Below are 18,740 nucleotides of genomic sequence, written 5' to 3' on the forward strand. Positions count from 1 at the left end.
AAATAATAGTTTTCATTTATTTATCTGCTGCGCTCGAAGTGACAAATGCTGATTTTTTGGAAGACAAAAACTTCTACGCTCGCTTTTTTTAGATTTGGATAATTCAAAAAAATAGTGATATTTGTACCATTATGGAATTGTAAGTAGTATATATTCGGAACCTGTCGATGGAGTTCGACCTTTTTTTGTAACCTAATCTTCTATGGGTTACACTTTTCTAATATATAAAATTACAACATGTCACACGACCATAAATTATCAATCAAACAATTATATTCTCACTTTAAAGACGCTTTAAAAGGGATTCAAAACGATTTTACTACTGGAAGCATTCGCAAAGCAATTTTTATGCTTTCAATTCCCATGATTCTTGAAATGCTGATGGAATCGATATTCGCTATAGTAGATATTGCTTTTGTTTCACAAGTTAGTACCAATGCTGTAGCCACTATTGGACTCACAGAATCTGTAGTTACGCTAGTATATGCTGTCGCTATTGGCGTAAGTATGGCAGCTACCGCAATGGTTGCAAGAAGAATTGGCGAAAAAGATCCTGATGGCGCTTCCAAAATAGCTGCACAAGCGATCTTTTTGGGTGTATTCATAGCAAGTATTGTCAGCGTTATTGGAATTATATATCCAAAAGAAATCTTAGGACTTATGGGAGGTGAACCAGATCTTATTGAAGAAGGATATGGTTACACACAAATTCTCTTGGGAGGAAACGTTACCATTATGTTACTCTTTTTAATTAATTCCATTTTCAGAGGTGCAGGAAATGCTTCTGTAGCCATGAAAGCGTTAATTTTATCCAATTGTCTCAATATATTACTCGACCCGTTATTTATTTTTGGATTAGGCCCTATTCCTGCATTTGGCCTAGAAGGTGCTGCCATAGCAACTCCAATTGGCCGTGGAAGCGCGGTTGTATTTCAATTGGCTATACTATTTTATGGTTGGAGTGTGATTAAAATTAATTTTAAAGACTTGGTATTACGTGCTGGAATTATGATCAATCTATTGAAAATTTCCCTTGGCGGAATTGGGCAATTTATCATTGGAACTTCCAGTTGGATAGTATTAATGCGTATCATGTCTGAATTTGGAAGTGATGTTTTAGCAGGTTATACCATTGCCATTCGTGTTGTTATGTTTACATTATTACCTTGTTGGGGAATGAGCAATGCAGCAGCAACATTGGTTGGGCAAAACTTAGGAGCAAAACAGCCAGATAGAGCAGAGACTTCCGTATGGAAAACAGGGAAATACAATGCTTTGTTTATGGGAATAGTTTCTATTGCTTATTTGGTATTTGCAAAAGAGATTATTGGCTTATTTACAGATGAAAGTATTGTGATTGCTAATGGAGCTTCGTGCTTGCAAATTATTGCAGCGGGCTATATATTCTATGGATATGGAATGGTTGTTATTCAGTCTTTCAATGGGGCAGGAGATACCAAAACACCAACGGTTATCAATTTCTTTTGTTTTTGGGCATTTCAATTGCCGTTTGCATATCTAATGGCAATCTATTTTGATCTAGGACCTCAAGGTGTATTTTGGGCAATTACTTTTGCACAAGTTTTAATTGCTATTGTCGGAATATTTGTATTTAAACAAGGAAAATGGAAAGCTGTGGAAGTTTAGGTTTATACGAAGCAGTTTTGTAATTTAGATGCAACGAAAATTAGTTGCATGAAGAATAAAAAATTAGGACTTAATACTGTCTGCACTCATACAGGAGAAATAAAAGACACACAATTTAAAGGAGCCATTTCACCAATCTATTTAAGCAGTTCGTATGCGTTTGACGATGTGGATGTAAAACGTTATCCGAGATACTTCAATACACCAAATCAGCAAGCGTTGAGTAAAAAAATAGCGGCTTTAGAGCACACAGAAGCTGCGATGATTTTTGGTAGTGGTATGGCAGCTATTAGTACAAGTTTATTAGCTTTTTTAAAGAAAGGAGATCATATTGTATTACAAAATGCTTTGTATGGTGGTACGATGAATTTTGTGCTAGAAGAATTTGATAAGTATGGAATAGAATATTCATTCACAAAAAGTCTTGATAGTAAGGATTTCAAAAAAGAAATTAGAAACAATACTAAAGTAATTTACATTGAAACACCTTCCAATCCTTTGTTGAAAATAACGGATATTCGAAAAATTGTCAAATTGGCTAAGAAGCATAATTTGGTGAGTATGATTGACAATACTTTTGCAAGTTCTGTAAATCAGTTGCCAGCGACTATGGGAATTGATATTGTAATTCACAGTGCTACAAAGTATTTTGGTGGGCATAGTGATATTTTGGCAGGAGCTGTTGCTGCTTCCGCAGATCACATTGATCGTATTTTTCAATTGGGAAAAAACTTAGGTGGAAGCTTAAGTGACTTTACTGTTTGGATGTTAGAACGAAGTATGAAAACCTTGGGAATTCGTGTAGTTGCTCAAAATAAAAATGCAATGAAACTAGCTAATTTTTTGGAAAAAGATAAAGCAGTTGCAAGAGTCTATTATCCTGGTTTAAAATCGCATGAAGATTACGAATTAGCAAAGTCACAAATGTCTGGATTTGGCGGAATGCTATCTTTTGAATTAAAATCTGATTATGATGTGGAAATATTTTTTAAATCGCTCAAATTGATCAAACCTTCTATGAGTTTGGCAGGTGTAGAAAGTACTATTTTGAGTCCAGCAAAAGCCTCTCACGCATTGCTAACACCTGAAGAGCGCCAAAAACAAGGAATTGCAGATGGACTCATTCGTTTTTCGGTTGGAATTGAAGATCGAAAAGATATCATTGCAGATTTGAAGCAAGCTATAAAAAAGGCGAAGAAAGGCAAATAGATTTAATTAAAATTAGATGAAAAACCAGTTTTTAATTACATTCTTCATTTCTTTCTTACTAATAGGATGTGCTATTTCTAAAAAGAATAAAACAAAAGCAGATTTAGAACAAGCTGAATATCATTATTTTAAAGCATACGCGGTGTTAAAAAGTACAACAAATAATGCACTTTCAAACGCATTGACTACACAGGCATTGGACGATATCGATAAAGCTATTTCTATTGATGATACACAATCAAAATATCACAGAGTAAGAGGAAGTATTTATTCACATCGAAGAGAATATAAAAAAGCATTAGTTAATTTTAAAAAAGCATTGCAATTAAATCCTGAAAATTCACTAGCGCACATGGGAAAAGGGATAGCTTATGAAAATACAGGGAAATTCAAATTAGCAGAAGAAAATTATTTTAAAGCGTTAGAAGACAAAGAATTAGCTGTATCGGTTAATTTCAATCTTGGATTATTATATGGAAAGTGGGGAAAGCATGATAGATCTATAGAACAGTATACCAAAGTACTTGTTTCTTTACCAAATTATAAGAGTGCTTACCTAAACAGAGGTAAGGTAAAGTTAAGTTTAAAAAAATACGAAGAAGCTTTAATGGATTTTAATAAGGCTATTAGTTTAGCTCCAAAAGATAAGGTTTCTTTGAATAATAGAGGATTAGCATTATTTTACTTAAAACGTTATGAGGAAGCTATTGTTGACTTTAAAAAAACTTTACGTATCGATTTAGGTGATTCCTTTAATGAAAACTATGATACAGATGCTTATGCTTATAATAACATGGCAAACTCATACTTTGGGCATGGAAAATTGGATCATGCGTGTTTTTATTGGAATGAAGCTATTGATAATGGATATGTATATAAATCTGAATGGAAAGAAGAATACAATATTGAAGATCCTGTGAAATTAATTCTAAAGCACTGTAATAAATAAAAACTATCAAATTCTTTTGAAGAGACATGTTTTTAATGCATACAAGAATTGATAAAAAAACAACGTAACTTTAGTAAAAGAAAATAAAAACAATATATGAAATTAGACATATTAGCTATTGGTGCGCATCCTGACGATGTAGAATTGGGTTGTGGAGCTACCATCGCTAAAGAAATTTCCAAAGGAAAAACGGTTGGCATTCTCGATTTAACAAGAGGAGAATTGGGAACACGTGGCTCAGCAGATTTACGAGATATAGAAGCTGCCAGTGCTGCAAAAATACTAGGAGTTTCAGTTCGTGAAAACTTAGCTTTTGCAGATGGATTTTTTAAAAATGACAATGAACATCAATTAGAAATCATAAAAATACTCCGTAAATATCAACCTGATATTGTGCTGTGTAATGCTGTAGATGACCGTCATATTGATCACGGAAAAGGAAGTCAACTTGTAAGCGATGCTTGTTTTTTGAGTGGTTTATTGAAGATTGAAACACAGTTGGATGGAAAGAATCAAGAAAAATGGCGACCAAAACAAGTGTATCATTACATTCAATGGAAAAATATAGAACCAGATTTTGTAGTTGATGTATCTGGGTTTATTGATAAAAAACACGATGCTGTTATGGCATACAGTTCACAATTTTATGATCCAAATAGTAATGAAGCAGAAACGCCTATCACAAGTAAAAACTTTATTGATAGCATACATTACAGAGCTAGAGATTTAGGACGTTTAATAGGCGTAGACCATGCAGAAGGATTTACGGTTGAACGTTTTGTGGCGGTAGATTCTTTAGATAATTTAATATAACATGGAAGAACAAGGCTACACATACGATCCATTTCAATTACAAAACGCACCAACAAAGCAGAAATTTTCATTACAATAAAAAGTAATGACAATCATATTGGTCATTATTTTTATGATGATTCCTTTGTATACTATAAGTTCAGATGCTTTTAAAGCAAATTATGTATATAAACCTGAGCCTAGTTATATGTGTGTACTCTCTTATTTAGAGATGCATCCTTACAAACCAACCGAATTTAGACAAGGGAAAATAGAATTTAAAAAATAAAGTTTATGGAACAAGAACACTTACATGATCCGTTACGATTTCAATATGAATCTAATTCGCGAAAATTTTCATTACGAACAAAATTAATAGCTGTATTATTAGTTTTGATTTTTGTTTCAATTCCTTTATTTCAGATAAGTCCAGAAACTTTTAAATTAAATACTATATTCGAGTGGGTACCATGTTCGCCTTTTATGTCATGTGGTTGCTTTGGATAAATGCCTTTACTTATTATTTTGAAATTTTTAATACCTCTAATCTTTTCAAAATCACATACATAAAAAAGGAATTTAAATAATTTGAAAAAATACTTTGTATAGGGATTTAAATAGCTTATATTTGCATCCGCAAAACAAATGGTGATTGTAGCTCAGCTGGTTAGAGCGCTGGATTGTGGTTCCAGAGGTCGCCGGTTCGAACCCGGTCTTTCACCCTTTATAAACACTAGAAAAGCCAAGTTGTATGACTTGGCTTTTTTTGTTTCTGTACAACATATTTGCAACATTTACATGCTAAGTAGACAACTTATCTTTTTCTATTTAATTTACTGAAAAATATATAGTCATCTATCTTCTAAGCAGACAGTCACAGGTTCGAATCCTGTCACGATCACACCAAGCAAAAAACCACGTCAATCTGACATGGTTCTTTGTTTTTTGAACAAATCCAAACATCGTTTGAGATTTGGGAGGAAAACAAAGAACGAGAGCGACAGCTCGTGGCTTCTTATTTGCAGCAGTGAGTTGCAAAGGATCACAGAGTAATTCTGCCGTGGTCACAAGCATAACAAGACTTTCCAGAAATCGTAAGCCTTTTTTGTTTTCAATTTGTGCGAAATCTGAACAAAAATGATATTAACAAACTCTAAAAATCATAACCTTAAGTCTACATATGAATTCGTAAAAAGAATTATCTGTAATTCTAGTGTAAATTCAACATAATAAAATCATATATACTAACCTACAGTATATATCTTTTCACTAGCGAAAAGGAAAGATTTTTACAAACAATTTTAATACCTTTGTGAAAAAAGATACTATGACAACCAGCACTTTTAAAAAAATACCTGTAACAATCATTACAGGTTTCCTAGGTTCAGGAAAAACAACACTTATTCATCAAATAGCAAGGAACGCCGATGGACGACGTTTAGCTATCATTGTCAATGAGTTTGGCGAGTTAGGAATGGATGGAGAAATACTCAAAGGGAATGACTGTGGTTGTGAAGAAGAAAATATATTAGAACTGAGTAACGGATGCCTCTGTTGTACAGTGCAAGAAGAGTTTCTGCCAACTATGTTACAACTCATGGAACGTAAAGATCAAATAGATCATATCATCATTGAAACTTCTGGATTGGCATTACCAAAACCTTTAGTAAGAGCATTTAATTGGCCAGATTTGAAGCCACAAATAACAGTAGATGCTGTAGTAACTGTAGTAGACAGTGTAGGACAAGCTACAGGTGAAATCTGTGATAGAGCGAAAGTGCAAGAACAACGTTTAGCGGATGATAGCTTAGATCATGAATCTTCAATAGAAGAATTATTTGAAGATCAATTATCATGTGCCGATTTGATAATCATGACAAAATCAGATTTAATAGAAGAAACTCAGTTCAATGAAGTACGTACTATTATTCAAAAGAAAGTAGACGATAACATAAAAATTATTTCAGGTGTAAAAGGTGATATTCCTGTAGATGTATTGTTAGGGTTAAATATGAAATCGGAAGACTTCATTGAAGAAAAACATTCACATCACGAAGCACATCATCACCATCACGATCACGATCATGACCATCACCATCACCATCATCATGAACATGATCATGACGAAACCATCAATTCATTAGTACTAGAAATAAAAGCACCACATACACCGAAACAACTCGTAAAAGCACTTGGGGAATTGGTAGCTGAATTTGAAATTTATCGTATCAAAGGAATCATACACGTTCCCAACAAACCAATGCGTATGATTGTACAAGGCGTAGCCAACAGATTTGAAAACTATTTTGACAGAAAATGGAAAGAAGGAGAATTGAAAGCAACACGCTTAGTGATCATCGGTGAAAAACTAGAAGAAACTACATTGATGAATGCCATTGAAAATAAATTAACGGTAACAGTATAAGCTCATGAAAATATACACACGAAAAGGTGATGCTGGAAAAACGGGTGTTTTCGGCGGAAAAAGAACCTATAAAAACTCCGCAAGAATTGAATGCATAGGAACGTTGGATGAGGTAAATTCTACGATAGGTTTACTCAGAGCAAAGCTTGGAGAAGATCACGATTGGCAAACCAACTTACATCGTATTCAAAAAGATATGATGGACATGATGTCGCATTTAGCGAGACCTTCAGATTCTAAAAAAACCAATCCGAATCCAAAACCTATTGATGGTGCAGAATTTTGTGAAAATTGGTTGGATGAATTAGAAGCAAATATCAGCTCACCTTCCGATTATTTTATTCTTCCAGGAGGAAATGAAATCTCAGCGCTTTGCCATGTGTGTAGAACTCAAGCACGAAGAGGAGAACGTACGTTGGTAACGTTAATGTTAGAAGATCCTGAAAGTGTGGAAGAATATGTGGTAGCCTATATCAACAGATTATCAGATTTATTTTTTACAATGTCCAGAGCCGAAATGGACAAAAAAGGGGTTGCAGAAGAAAAATGGCAACTATTTCTATACAAACGCAAAAAGAAAAAAAGCTAAAAATTTTGCATACTATTTACGGAGTAGCTTTAGGTCCTGGTGATCCAGAATTAGTTACGCTAAAGGCGTTGCGTATTCTAAAAGAAGCGGATGTCATATTTTATCCAGGCTCATCCTTTAAAGGAAAACAGAAAAGTTTTGTCTATCCAATTTTAGAACATCATGGACTCACCACAAAACAACTTGAAGGGTTCTTTTTAGAGATGACCTTAGACAGAATCTCAGCAGAAAAAACTTATGACGAAACGGTAGTTAAAATTGAGTCTGCGCACAAAGAAGGTAAAAAAGTAGCCATTGTTTGTGAAGGCGATTTAAGTTTATATGCTTCTTTTTCATATATTCTTCAACGATTGCAAACACAAAAACTGCCTGTATCTTTAATTCCAGGAATCAATGCGTTCTCTTTAGGAGCAGCTAAGCATCAAATTCCTATATGTTTACTCAATGACAAAGTAGCAATTATTCCTCGTGAAAGCGATATGGAGAAAATGGCAACCTATTTTCAAAACTTTGACACGTTAGTACTCATGAAAATTCGTTCTAATTGGGAAGCTATTCGGCAACTTTTGGAAGAAAAAAAATGGAATTTTTACTATTGTGAACGATTGGGTACGGCAGAAGAATTTATTAGTACTAATTTAAAAGAAATTTCAGAGAGAACGATTCCGTATTTCTCTTTGCTCATTATAAAAAAGAATCATACACATGATTAAAGTAGTCGGACTTGGTCCAGGGCATGCACAATACATGATTCCCATGGCAACAGAAGCAGTTTCACAAGCAACTGTTATAATTGGATATCATTATTATTTTCAATTCATTCAGCATCTTATCGATCCAAATACAGTCTGTATCGGAAAAGAACTGAGTCAAGAAGAAAGAAGAGCCGAAATTGCCATCGAACATGCGCAAAAAGGAGAAAATGTAGTAGTCATAGGTTCGGGAGACGCAAGTATCTATGCGATGGCATCTATTGTATACCAAAAAATTGCGGTACAAAAACTCAATCTTGAAGTAGAAACAGTACCTGGAATCTCAGCATTCATTACTGCAGGTAGCAAACTCGGTGCAATATTAGGACATGATTTTTGTTGTATCTCTCTATCAGATTTAATGACGCCGTGGACTACTATTGAAAAAAGAATTACTGCTGCGGCACAAGGCGATTTTGTTACAGGATTGTACAATCCGAAAAGCAAAAAACGCTATTGGCAATTACAAGCATTAAAAAATATCTATCTAAAATACCGTGAAGCGTCTACGCCTGTAGCCATTTGCAAACAATTAGGACGAACAGAAGAAAATATTATACTCACAACTTTAGGTGAATTAAATGTTGAAGATGTAGACATGTTTAGTGTGGTATTAATCGGAAACAGTCAGACATTTAGATATAAAGATCATCTGATTACGCCACGCGGATATTTAAACAGAAAACCAGAAACAGGTTCGGAAATTCAAGAAGCAAGTTTTAAAGAAATCATAACGAATTTACCTGCAACTCATTTTGATAAAGATCACTTATGGGCAGCCATTCGTTGCATACATACCTCAGGCGATTTTGAATACATTAAGTATTTAGAAACTTCCAAAAATGCCATTGAAACATGGAATGTCTACCTGAAAAATGGTGGGACTATTGTTACAGATGTCACGATGGTACAAGCAGGAATAACCAAAGCATTTACAAAAAAATATAACAACCAAATAGTTTGCTTATTGAATGAAGAAGAAACGCTTCAATTAGCAGCAGCAGAAGGATTAACACGTTCGCAAGCAGGGATAAAACGTGCTGCAGCGCACTATCCAGATGCGTTATTTGTGATTGGGAATGCGCCAACAGCATTAATCGAAATTGTAGATCAAATTCATGCAGGAGCTATCAGTCCAACAGGCGTTATTGGTGCGCCAGTAGGTTTTATTAATGTTATAGAATCCAAAGAGCGTTTAAAAATGTTGCAACATACACCATACGCACTTATCACGGAACGTAGAGGTGGAAGCAACTTTGCGGCAGCCATTGTGAATGCTGCATTTACTTTGGAAGAAGCATCAAAGTTAGAGATGATATAAGCATGCAGGAAACAATGTGACGGTTTTTACAACAATAGAAAATTGTAAAATCGCAAGATGAAATAGTAATCCAAGAAAAACAAACATGACGTTTCACGTAATAGGCATCGGAAATACCATTCCGTTCTTTTCAAAAGAACAACAAATGCTCATTAAAAATGCAACGATTTTTAGTGGAGGAAAACGTCATTATGAGCTGGTGAAAGCGTTCTTACCTGAAAATCATCAGTGGATTTATATCAAAAGTCCAATGGATGAGCTATTTGAAAATTATGAAAAAGCAAACGCTATGATTGTCGTTTTTGCTTCAGGAAATCCACTTTTTTATGGCTTTTCAAATACGCTTCAAAATAAATATCCTAAAGCAACTATATATACAGAACCTTATTTCAGTTCGATTCAATTGTTGACGAATAGAACCAATACCAATAGTAATGAACTTACTACAGTAAGTGTCCATGGGAGAAGTTGGAAAGCCTTAGACGAAGCCTTAATACAACAACTTCCGTTGATTGGTGTGTTAACGGATCAACAGAAAAATCCAGCTGCAATTGCCCAACGCATGCTTGCATATGGTTTCAACAATTATGAAATGAGTATTGGTGAAGATTTGGAAGGAGAATATGAAAAAGTACAAACAATCAATCTTGTAGAAGCAACACAAAAAAACTACCAAAAACTCAACTGTGTTTTAGTACACAAAAAGGAAGAAAGAAAACAATATTTCGGAATACCAGACACCGCATTTAAAGGTTTAGAAGGCAGACCTAATATGATCACCAAAATGCCCATTCGACTTGCAAGTTTACATTTGTTAGAAGTGTTGAATGCTTCTGTTTTGTGGGATATTGGATTTTGTACAGGAGCTATTTCGATAGAAGCAATACTCAAAAATCCGAAATTGGACGTAATTGCTTTTGAGAAGCGTCCTGAATGTGAAGCGATTTTACACGAAAACCAAAAACGATTTGGAGCGCCTGGAATTACAGCTGTTATGGGCGATTTTTTTGAACAAGATTTGAATTTGTACGCAACACCTGATAGTATTTTTATTGGCGGTCATGGTGGAAAATTATCTGAATTATTAGCAAAGCTAGATACAATCATACAATCGAAAGCACAAATTGTGATCAATGCGGTCAAGGAAACCAGTGGTAATGCTTTCAAACAAGGCTGCAAAAACTTAGGTTGGGAAATCGTAGAAGAAATGAATTTAACCCTAAATTTGCATAATCCGATATGCTTACTAAAAGCAATCAAACAATAAAAAAATGGCAGAAAAAGTTTTAAAAGTAGCAATACTTAGTTTTACCGATAACGGATTAAAAATTGCAAAAACCTTGCAAAATGAATTTTATCGAAGTAAAGTTTTTACCACGAGAGATGGTGAAGAAAGCAAAGATATAAAGCAAATTACCTCAGTTTCTGAACTTATGGAAACATCATTTCAAAAATATGAGGCTTGGATTTTTGTTGGTGCATTAGGTATTTGTGTGCGAAGTATTGCTGCATATATTGAAGACAAAAAAACAGATCCTGCCGTCATCAATGTGGATGAACAAGGAACCTATGCGCAATCGGTGTTGAGTGGTCATGTGGGAAAAGCCAATGAACTGACAACACAAATTAGCCGAATACTACAAGCAACTCCTGTAATTTCGACATCCAGTGATTTGCAAAATTTATGGAGTTTGGATTTGCTCGCAGAAAAATTCTCATGGAAAGCTGTACATACAACGGAACTAAACAAAATCATCTCATTATTTGTCAACAAAAAGCCAACTGCTTTAGTGCTCAAAGTAAAAGATCAAGGAACAGCACATTTAGAAAAAACCTGCCCTGATTTTGTAAACATATACTATAATATTGAAGATGTAAACACTGCAAAGTATGAACTGTTGCTATATGTTGGATATGAAACGCTACACACAAAAATTACTTCACTAGCATTCTATCCAAAATGTATTGCTATTGGAAGTGGTTGTGCAAAAGATATCGAATCACCATTATTTGAAATGGGATTGCTAGAAGAACTCGAAAAGCAGCAAATTGCTATGGAAAGTATCTGCGCATTAGGTTCTGCGGATATCAAAGCGGGAGAACAAGCCTATTTGGACTTTGCAGAAAAATTTGATATTCCTTTTGTTACCTATTCGGGAGAAGAATTGAATACGATTGATGTGGCAAATCCGTCGGAAGTCGTAAAAGAAAAAGTAGGTGTTTTTGGTGTGTCAGAAGCTGCTTCGGCACTCATTGCAGCTACCAAAGATTGGTTGGTTGAAAAAACGAAAATCATCACGCAATCGGGAAAAAAGTTTACCTATGCACTGGCGCTAGTTGCGGATTTTGAACGTAAACCTAGCATTGCGATTGTTGGTGCAGGTTCTGGAGATCCAGACTTACTAACATTAAAAGGACAAATACTACTAGAAGAAGCTGACTGTATATTGTATGCAGGAAGTTTAGTGCCAGAAGAATTAACGCACATGGCAAAACAAGGTGCTTTGGTACGTAATTCTGCTTCTATGACCTTAGAAGAGCAAATAGGAATCATAGATAATTATTACAAACAAGGGAAAAAAATTGTGCGTTTGCATTCGGGCGATCCATCTATTTATGGAGCTGTACAAGAGCAAATGACCATTTTTGATGCCAAAGGATACGACTATCACATTGTCCCAGGAATCTCTTCGTTTCAAGCAGCCGCTGCTTATTTAAAGTCAGAATTTACCATTCCAGAAGTAGCGCAGACCATTATTTTAACAAGAGGCGAAGGAAACACGCCAACTCCTGAGCATGAAAAAATTGCAGATATGGCAAAACTACGTGCTACGATGTGTATCTTTTTAAGTGCTGGAATTGCCAAAAAAGTACAAGGCGAACTGTTAGAACACTATCCAGAAGATACACCATTGGCAGTATTATACCGTGTTAGTTGGAAAGACGAACAAGTATGGACAGGAAAACTAACGGAACTTGCACAAATCATCAAAGAAAACAAACTCACTCGAACGGTCTTAATCGTAGTTGGAGAAGCTATTGGAGCACGTAAAAATCGTTCATGGTTGTACGATGATAAATGGCATCATATCTTTCGAAAAAAAGGGAAAGTGACAATTAAATAGTATATGCATTCAAAATTTTAGCATTTGAATAAAAAATATATGAATCGTCATTATGAGACCGCAGATTAAAATTTTAACAAGTGTTTGAAATGACAGATTATATGGTGGAATATTTGGATACGTCATTGCGAAAATTTCAAAGAAATTGTGGCAATCTGCTTCTATCAAAGTACAATTTTAGTATGAAATAAATAGATTACCGCGCTCAACTCGTAATGACGAATCATAAATGTGATAGAAAAATTTAAAACCATAAAAATCAAATGCTTACAAAACATATCAACAGTAGGAAGCATGATAAAGTAATTTGCTTAAACAATGCGTAAAATACTATTTAAAACCAAACACGTTTAACAACAAATTTTTAAATCTTTCAATAATCAAACTATGATATTAGTTTTTGGTGGAACAACAGAAGGAAAACAAGTAGCTGCAATCTTAGATGCGCTACAAACTCCGTATTACTATTCTAACAAAACAAACGTGCCATTCTCAGGAAGCGGAATTGCAATTCATGGTGCTTTAACAAAAGAGCAACTAGAAATATTCTGTAAAGAAAAATCAATTCAATGTATTATAAATGCTTCGCATCCATTTGCTACACTACTGCATGATACTATTGCAAGTATAGCTTTAGAAATTCCAATAATTCGTTTTGAACGCGAATTCACAGAACGTAGCTCACATGCATTAGTCACATATGTAGACTCTTTTAAAACAGCTTTGCAAGAATTTGAAAAAAATGATTACAAATCATTGTTAGCGTTATCAGGTGTGCAAACTATTGAGAAGTTAACTTCCTATTGGAAACAACATACAACGTGGTTCCGCATCTTAGATCGCGATAGTTCCAGAGAAATTGCAAAAAAAGCAAACTTTCCCAGCGAACAATTACTATATGGCTATCCGCAAAACAAAGCAGAAGAAATTGAAATATATAGCCAACTACATCCAGCAGTAATTTTCACCAAAGAAAGTGGCATCCACGGAAAACTAGAGCAAAAAATAGCGGCTGCCATTGCCACAAATACGCCCATCATCATTTTGACCAAACCTTTAGTCGCAAATAGGTATCTTTGTATGAATTCGATTCAGGAATTGACCACTTTTTTTTAAACCTATATTGAGCGAACTACAAAAAATACCTGACAAACCTTTACGTAAAGGCTACACTACAGGAGCCTGTGCTACAGCCTGTGTCAAAGGTGCTTTAATAGGTCTGCTCACAAAAAAAATACAGGAAAACGTAACGATCACACTTCCCATTGGAGAAGATGCTACGTTTTATTTACAAAATCATGTAATTACTGAAACGAAAAGCTTTTGTAGTACCATCAAAGATGCAGGAGACGATCCTGATGTGACACATTTAGCTGAAATTTCAGCCGAAGTTGAACTCAACAATCACAAAGAAATCATCTTTCAAAGAGGTGAAGGTGTCGGATTGGTTACGTTACCAGGATTAGAAATTGCAGTAGGAGAAGTCGCTATCAATCCAGTTCCACGAAAAATGATGCGTATTGTATGCAATAAAATACTTTCGAATTACAACTTAGAAAACTTTGGTGTTACGATTACAATTTCGGTAAAAGACGGAGAAAAACTTGCCAAACGAACGCTAAACAGCCGCTTGGGAATTTTATATGGAATCTCAATACTAGGAACTTCTGGAATTGTCACACCATTTTCAGCAGCTTCTTACATTGCCAGTATTCGCCAAGGTATAGATGTTGCTATGGCAAATAATGCATCCGAATTATTGATAAATTCGGGAGCAAGAAGCGAGAAAATGTTGCGCGAAATCTTCCCAAAAGTTCCAGAAACTGCCTGTATTCATTATGGAAATTGGATTCGAGAAACGTTTGAAAAAATAGCAGAAAGCCCACAAATCAAAACAGTCAATATGGGGATTATGTTGGGAAAAGCTGCCAAACTTGCTGCAGGAAACTTGAATACACATAGTGGGAAAACAACTTGGGATAAAAAGTTCATAGCGCAAATTGCACTTGAAGCTGGATATGACAAAGAAATTGCAAACATGATTTTATCGCTAAATATGGCAGGACGTTTGCGTGAAATCTTTATTTTTGCACCACAAGAAAAATTTTATCAAATTTTACTAAAATATTGCTATAAACATTGTCATCAAATTGCTTCGGAAGTACAACTTAATTTGTACCTCATAAATAATGATGGCACATACATAAAATATATCAAATGAATTTTATGAATCTCACCAGACCGTTGATTGCTGGTATATTACACTCGTTTGAAGCTGATCATATTTCTGCTGTGTCTGTATTGGCTGCTGAAAATGCAATCAATAAGAAAAAGGTAACCTTCAAAACAGTTTTCACAGCTTCACAATGGGCTTTAGGACATTCTGTAACCTTGCTTTTATTTGGTGGAATTGCGCTTATCTTTAAGTCTGCTTTGTCAACATTTGTCAATGACATTTCATACTGGGCAGAATTAAGTATTGGACCCATCATGATTTGGTTGGGGATTGTTGCGATCAGAAGAAATCATAAGATCAATGAAATGATGGCAGATCACAAAAAGATTGAAGCGCACGAACATGAAGCGAGTAACCCTATTCATCTGCATGGAAAAATGGGAGAAGAAATAGCAATGAATCCGATCAATAAATCCTTTTGGATTGGAATGTTACATGGGTTGGCAGGAACAGGAGGCGCGCTCACGTCTGCCTTAATTATTAGTGCTACAACTATGTCAGAAGCCATTCTAATCTTAATCATAGAATCGATAGGAGTTATACTATCGATGGCAGTTTATAGTTACGTATTAATTTACGCTATGAGTCGTTTCATTGAACGAAATATGTCTATCTTTAAATGGATGAATGGCGTTGTTGGTGTCATTTCGATCTTAGTTGGAATATGGATGATTTATGGAGTCGCTTTTGAATAAAATATATGATATGAACGTTCACTACTGCTTTCCGTTTACAAGTATCATCGCTCAAGATGATTTTAAACTTTGTTTACTCTTAAATCTAATTGATCCTACGATTGGTGGTGTTTTAGCTACAGGAGATAAAGGAACTGGAAAAACAACTACTGTAAGAGCGTTGAGTCAGTTGATGGGAAATGATTTTCCTTTTGTAAACTTACCCATTGGTGCTACAGAAGACAGATTGTTGGGAAGTGTCAATCTTGAAGCCTTAATTAATCAAAAAAAGACGATTGTTGACAAAGGATTGTTAGCCAAAGCCAATCATGGTTTTCTATATATTGATGAGGTAAATTTATTGAATGATTATTTGATGGATGTTTTGCTAGATGCTTCTGCCTCTGGTGGATACCATTTAGAACGAGAAGGCATTTCGCAATGGCTGGAAAGTCGTTTTTGTCTTGTCGGAACGATGAATCCAGAGGAAGGTGATTTGCGTCCACAACTAAAAGATCGTTTTGGCTTGAGTGTACATATTACTACGCCTACAGCTATGGATATTCGTAAAGAAATTGCTTCGAAACGTTTGGATTTTGATACTAATGCAGCCTTTTTTTGTGAGCAAGCTGCGACTGCGGAAACTACACTAAAATCTCAAGTAACAACAGCAAAACAAAAAGTAGGAACTGTTACTATTCCTGAAACGGTAAAAGATGCAGCCGCACAGCTGACTATTGAAAATAAAGTTGAAGGGTTACGAGCAGATATTTTACTATTAAAAACAGTACGTGCGTACGCTGCTTTGCAAAACGAAACAGAAGTAACTATTGAAATGCTTCACAAAATTGCGCCATTTGTATTGACACACAGAAGTAATGATTTTCAATCTCCAGAACCAAAAAGTGAAGATGATAGCGGATCATCGAATGAAGACAATAAAGCTGCTGAATCACAAGAAACTACACAAGGAAATACATCTTTTCAATTACCAGAAAATGTAAAGAATGGTTTGAAATTTTCTGTACATCAAGCTTCTAAAAAAAAAGAAATAGCGCTTCAAACACTTAATGAATATAAAAATACGCCTTACATAGCTACGCCACAATCTTCAATTGCTTTGGTGAAAACAGTCAAAAACTATGTAGCTACTGAAAAATTTACAGCAATCTACAAGCAAGTTACCAAAAAAACAACGGCAAAAATTGTATTTCTACTCGATACAAGTGCTTCCATGGCGATTGACAAACAGCTAGGATATGTAAAGGGAATTGTACAAAAAACCATTACGTCCTATCCGTCGAAAAAAGTAGCCTATGCGATTGTTGCTTTGGAAAATGCTTCCGCAAGAATCATACAACAGTTCACAACGGATAATGAAAAGCTGTATGAAATCAATCATCAGTTAAAAGCTGGTGGAAAAACAAACTTAGGAAGTGCCTTTTTTAAAGTGTTTGAATTATTAAAATCGATCAATAAAAAAACCGTACAATTATTTGTACTTACAGATGGAAAAGTTAATGCTGGACATGAAAATCCATTCGAATTCGCCATCAACAGTTATAAAACGTATCTATCTAAACTTTCCAACACCACGATAGTAGACACTGAAAATGGGTTTGTGAAATTAGAAAGAGCCAAACTATTAGCAGATCGTTTGCGTGTAAATTACCTTCCATTAAACGCTCTATAATATGTCAAAAGCCTTCTTAATAGCGGCTCCTTGGAGTAATTCAGGTAAAACAACCATTACTTTAGGATTGGTGCGTTACTTTAAGAATCAAGGATACAAAGTACAACCGTTTAAATGTGGCCCTGATTATATTGATACCATTCATCATAGTACAGCAGCTGGAATTCCAAGTATAAATTTAGACTCTATCATGATGTCAGATACACATTTGGAAGAAGTATTTGAAAAACATGCATCCAAAGTAGATATTAGTATTGTAGAAGGTGTCATGGGATTGTTTGATGGTGCTGTAAAAGACACAGGAAGTTCTGCTGAAATTGCCAAAAAACTCAATATTCCAGTTATTTTGGTTGTCAACGCAAAAGCAATGGCATTTACGATTGCTCCGATTCTAAAAGGACTAAAAGAATTTGATGAAAATGTTCAAATCGCAGGTGTACTCTTCAATTTTGTACGAACGGAATCACATTATGCATTTCTAAAAGAAGCCTGTGAAACTGTCGGATTGCAAAGTTTAGGATACATTTCGCCAAATGAAGACATTGCAATTCCATCCAGACATTTGGGTTTACACATTGATGAATCGTTTGAAACAATTATTGAAAAAGCTGCCATTCATGTTTCTGAAGTTGCCGAAAGAATTCGTAAGATGTATGCATTAGAAAAAACAGCTACAAAAGCGATTGTCCCTCAGAGTGAAACAAATAAAAAGAATCACTCTTCTCAAAGAAAAATTGCAGTAGCAAAAGACGAAGCATTCACATTTACGTATGTAGAAAATCTAAACTATTTGCGTCAGTTAGGAACAGTAACTTTCTTTAGTCCTATGCATGATTCCGTAGTGCCTGAAGCAGATTTCATCTACTTAGCAGGCGGATATCCTGAGCTGTATTTAGAACAGTTAAGTCAAAATGAAAAAATGAAAAAAGCCATACAACTTGCTGTAGAAAATGGAGTGCAACTCTTAGCAGAATGTGGAGGCATGATGTATTTGGGAAAAGAAATCATCAACGAAGCTGGAAAATCATTTCCAATGGTTGGTATCTTTGATTTCAGCACGAGTATGGAACAAAAAAAGCTACACTTAGGTTACAGAAAAGTAGTTTTTGAAAATGAAGAAATCTGGGGTCACGAATTTCATTATTCCAACATCAAAAATGATGAGCACTATAGTTCTGTCGCCAACGTATATACGGCGCGAGCTAAAGAAATAGACACAAAATTATACCAATATAAAAATGTACTGGCAAGTTATATTCATCTCTATTGGGGCGGAGGAAATTTTTCGTGGTTGAATACTGAAATAACACGGCTGAAAAAACAATAAA

At 35.0% G+C, this 18,740-nt stretch carries 16 protein-coding genes and 1 tRNA gene; all 17 read left to right on the forward strand.

The genetic code is table 11. The features are described 5' to 3' along the window. The first annotated feature begins 237 nt into the window (after window positions 1–237). The 17 genes from MK119_RS11915 to MK119_RS11995 all read left to right on the forward strand — a co-directional run bounded on the left by MK119_RS11915 (window position 238) and on the right by MK119_RS11995 (window position 18,739). A complete protein-coding gene (locus MK119_RS11915; RefSeq protein WP_290678874.1) occupies window positions 238–1,647 on the forward strand; it encodes an MATE family efflux transporter in 1,410 nt (469 codons plus the stop codon). Window positions 1,648–1,695: 48 nt separating this feature from the next. Further along, window positions 1,696–2,856 (forward strand): PLP-dependent aspartate aminotransferase family protein, encoded by a 1,161-nt coding sequence (locus tag MK119_RS11920; protein ID WP_290678877.1) that lies wholly within the window; start codon window positions 1,696–1,698, stop codon window positions 2,854–2,856. Window positions 2,857–2,872: 16 nt separating this feature from the next. Beyond that, window positions 2,873–3,805, forward strand: coding sequence for a tetratricopeptide repeat protein (locus MK119_RS11925; RefSeq protein ID WP_290678880.1), 933 nt, complete (start codon window positions 2,873–2,875; stop codon window positions 3,803–3,805). Between the two features lie 96 nt (window positions 3,806–3,901). Then, window positions 3,902–4,618 carry a bacillithiol biosynthesis deacetylase BshB1 gene (gene bshB1, locus MK119_RS11930; RefSeq protein WP_290678883.1) on the forward strand — a complete coding sequence of 239 codons (717 nt, stop codon included), beginning with the start codon at window positions 3,902–3,904 and terminating at the stop codon, window positions 4,616–4,618. An 85-nt stretch (window positions 4,619–4,703) separates the two neighbouring features. Continuing rightward, window positions 4,704–4,886: a hypothetical protein gene (locus MK119_RS11935; RefSeq protein WP_290678886.1), complete on the forward strand. Its 183-nt coding sequence runs from the start codon at window positions 4,704–4,706 to the stop codon at window positions 4,884–4,886. A gap of 358 nt (window positions 4,887–5,244) precedes the next feature. Then, window positions 5,245–5,320 (forward strand) — tRNA-His (locus MK119_RS11940). Between the two features lie 589 nt (window positions 5,321–5,909). Then, window positions 5,910–7,022: a cobalamin biosynthesis protein CobW gene (cobW, locus tag MK119_RS11945; protein ID WP_290678889.1), complete on the forward strand. Its 1,113-nt coding sequence runs from the start codon at window positions 5,910–5,912 to the stop codon at window positions 7,020–7,022. Window positions 7,023–7,026: 4 nt separating this feature from the next. Continuing rightward, on the forward strand, window positions 7,027–7,611 hold the full coding sequence (locus tag MK119_RS11950; protein WP_290678892.1) for a cob(I)yrinic acid a,c-diamide adenosyltransferase: 585 nt from the start codon (window positions 7,027–7,029) through the stop codon (window positions 7,609–7,611). A 5-nt stretch (window positions 7,612–7,616) separates the two neighbouring features. Beyond that, window positions 7,617–8,324: a precorrin-2 C(20)-methyltransferase gene (gene cobI / locus MK119_RS11955; protein WP_290678895.1), complete on the forward strand. Its 708-nt coding sequence runs from the start codon at window positions 7,617–7,619 to the stop codon at window positions 8,322–8,324. Next, on the forward strand, window positions 8,317–9,684 hold the full coding sequence (cobJ, locus tag MK119_RS11960) for a precorrin-3B C(17)-methyltransferase (protein WP_290678898.1): 1,368 nt from the start codon (window positions 8,317–8,319) through the stop codon (window positions 9,682–9,684). Before cobI ends, cobJ begins: the two co-directional genes overlap by 8 nt. Window positions 9,685–9,769: 85 nt before the next feature. Further along, complete coding sequence (gene cbiE, locus MK119_RS11965) at window positions 9,770–10,951, forward strand: precorrin-6y C5,15-methyltransferase (decarboxylating) subunit CbiE (RefSeq protein WP_290678901.1); 1,182 nt, start codon at window positions 9,770–9,772, stop codon at window positions 10,949–10,951. A gap of 4 nt (window positions 10,952–10,955) precedes the next feature. Beyond that, on the forward strand, window positions 10,956–12,809 hold the full coding sequence (cobM, locus tag MK119_RS11970) for a precorrin-4 C(11)-methyltransferase (protein WP_290678904.1): 1,854 nt from the start codon (window positions 10,956–10,958) through the stop codon (window positions 12,807–12,809). 387 nt (window positions 12,810–13,196) lie between these two features. Further along, window positions 13,197–13,925, forward strand: a complete 729-nt coding sequence (locus MK119_RS11975; protein ID WP_290678907.1) for a precorrin-6A/cobalt-precorrin-6A reductase — start codon at window positions 13,197–13,199, stop codon at window positions 13,923–13,925. A gap of 7 nt (window positions 13,926–13,932) precedes the next feature. Beyond that, window positions 13,933–15,030 (forward strand): cobalt-precorrin-5B (C(1))-methyltransferase, encoded by a 1,098-nt coding sequence (locus MK119_RS11980; protein WP_290678910.1) that lies wholly within the window; start codon window positions 13,933–13,935, stop codon window positions 15,028–15,030. 5 nt (window positions 15,031–15,035) lie between these two features. After that, entirely contained in the window at window positions 15,036–15,740 is a 705-nt protein-coding gene (locus tag MK119_RS11985; RefSeq protein ID WP_290678913.1) for a cytochrome c biogenesis protein CcdA, read from the forward strand. 10 nt (window positions 15,741–15,750) lie between these two features. Continuing rightward, window positions 15,751–17,412, forward strand: coding sequence for a VWA domain-containing protein (locus tag MK119_RS11990; protein WP_290678916.1), 1,662 nt, complete (start codon window positions 15,751–15,753; stop codon window positions 17,410–17,412). A 1-nt stretch (window position 17,413) separates the two neighbouring features. Continuing rightward, window positions 17,414–18,739 (forward strand): cobyrinate a,c-diamide synthase, encoded by a 1,326-nt coding sequence (locus tag MK119_RS11995; protein ID WP_290678919.1) that lies wholly within the window; start codon window positions 17,414–17,416, stop codon window positions 18,737–18,739. Window position 18,740: the final 1 nt, after the last annotated feature.

Origin of the sequence: Kordia sp. (genome assembly GCF_022447245.1) — a bacterium.
Lineage (GTDB): Bacteria > Bacteroidota > Bacteroidia > Flavobacteriales > Flavobacteriaceae > Kordia.

Coding starts and splice junctions, on each gene's coding strand:
- MK119_RS11925 (WP_290678880.1), top strand. CDS start 2,873: ATGAAAAACCAGTTTTTAATTACATTCTTCATTTCTTTCTTACTAATA.
- MK119_RS11915 (WP_290678874.1), top strand. CDS start 238: ATGTCACACGACCATAAATTATCAATCAAACAATTATATTCTCACTTT.
- MK119_RS11935 (WP_290678886.1), top strand. CDS start 4,704: ATGACAATCATATTGGTCATTATTTTTATGATGATTCCTTTGTATACT.
- MK119_RS11990 (WP_290678916.1), top strand. CDS start 15,751: ATGAACGTTCACTACTGCTTTCCGTTTACAAGTATCATCGCTCAAGAT.
- MK119_RS11985 (WP_290678913.1), top strand. CDS start 15,036: ATGAATCTCACCAGACCGTTGATTGCTGGTATATTACACTCGTTTGAA.
- MK119_RS11995 (WP_290678919.1), top strand. CDS start 17,414: ATGTCAAAAGCCTTCTTAATAGCGGCTCCTTGGAGTAATTCAGGTAAA.
- MK119_RS11920 (WP_290678877.1), top strand. CDS start 1,696: ATGAAGAATAAAAAATTAGGACTTAATACTGTCTGCACTCATACAGGA.
- cbiE (WP_290678901.1), top strand. CDS start 9,770: ATGACGTTTCACGTAATAGGCATCGGAAATACCATTCCGTTCTTTTCA.
- cobJ (WP_290678898.1), top strand. CDS start 8,317: ATGATTAAAGTAGTCGGACTTGGTCCAGGGCATGCACAATACATGATT.
- bshB1 (WP_290678883.1), top strand. CDS start 3,902: ATGAAATTAGACATATTAGCTATTGGTGCGCATCCTGACGATGTAGAA.
- cobM (WP_290678904.1), top strand. CDS start 10,956: ATGGCAGAAAAAGTTTTAAAAGTAGCAATACTTAGTTTTACCGATAAC.
- MK119_RS11975 (WP_290678907.1), top strand. CDS start 13,197: ATGATATTAGTTTTTGGTGGAACAACAGAAGGAAAACAAGTAGCTGCA.
- MK119_RS11950 (WP_290678892.1), top strand. CDS start 7,027: ATGAAAATATACACACGAAAAGGTGATGCTGGAAAAACGGGTGTTTTC.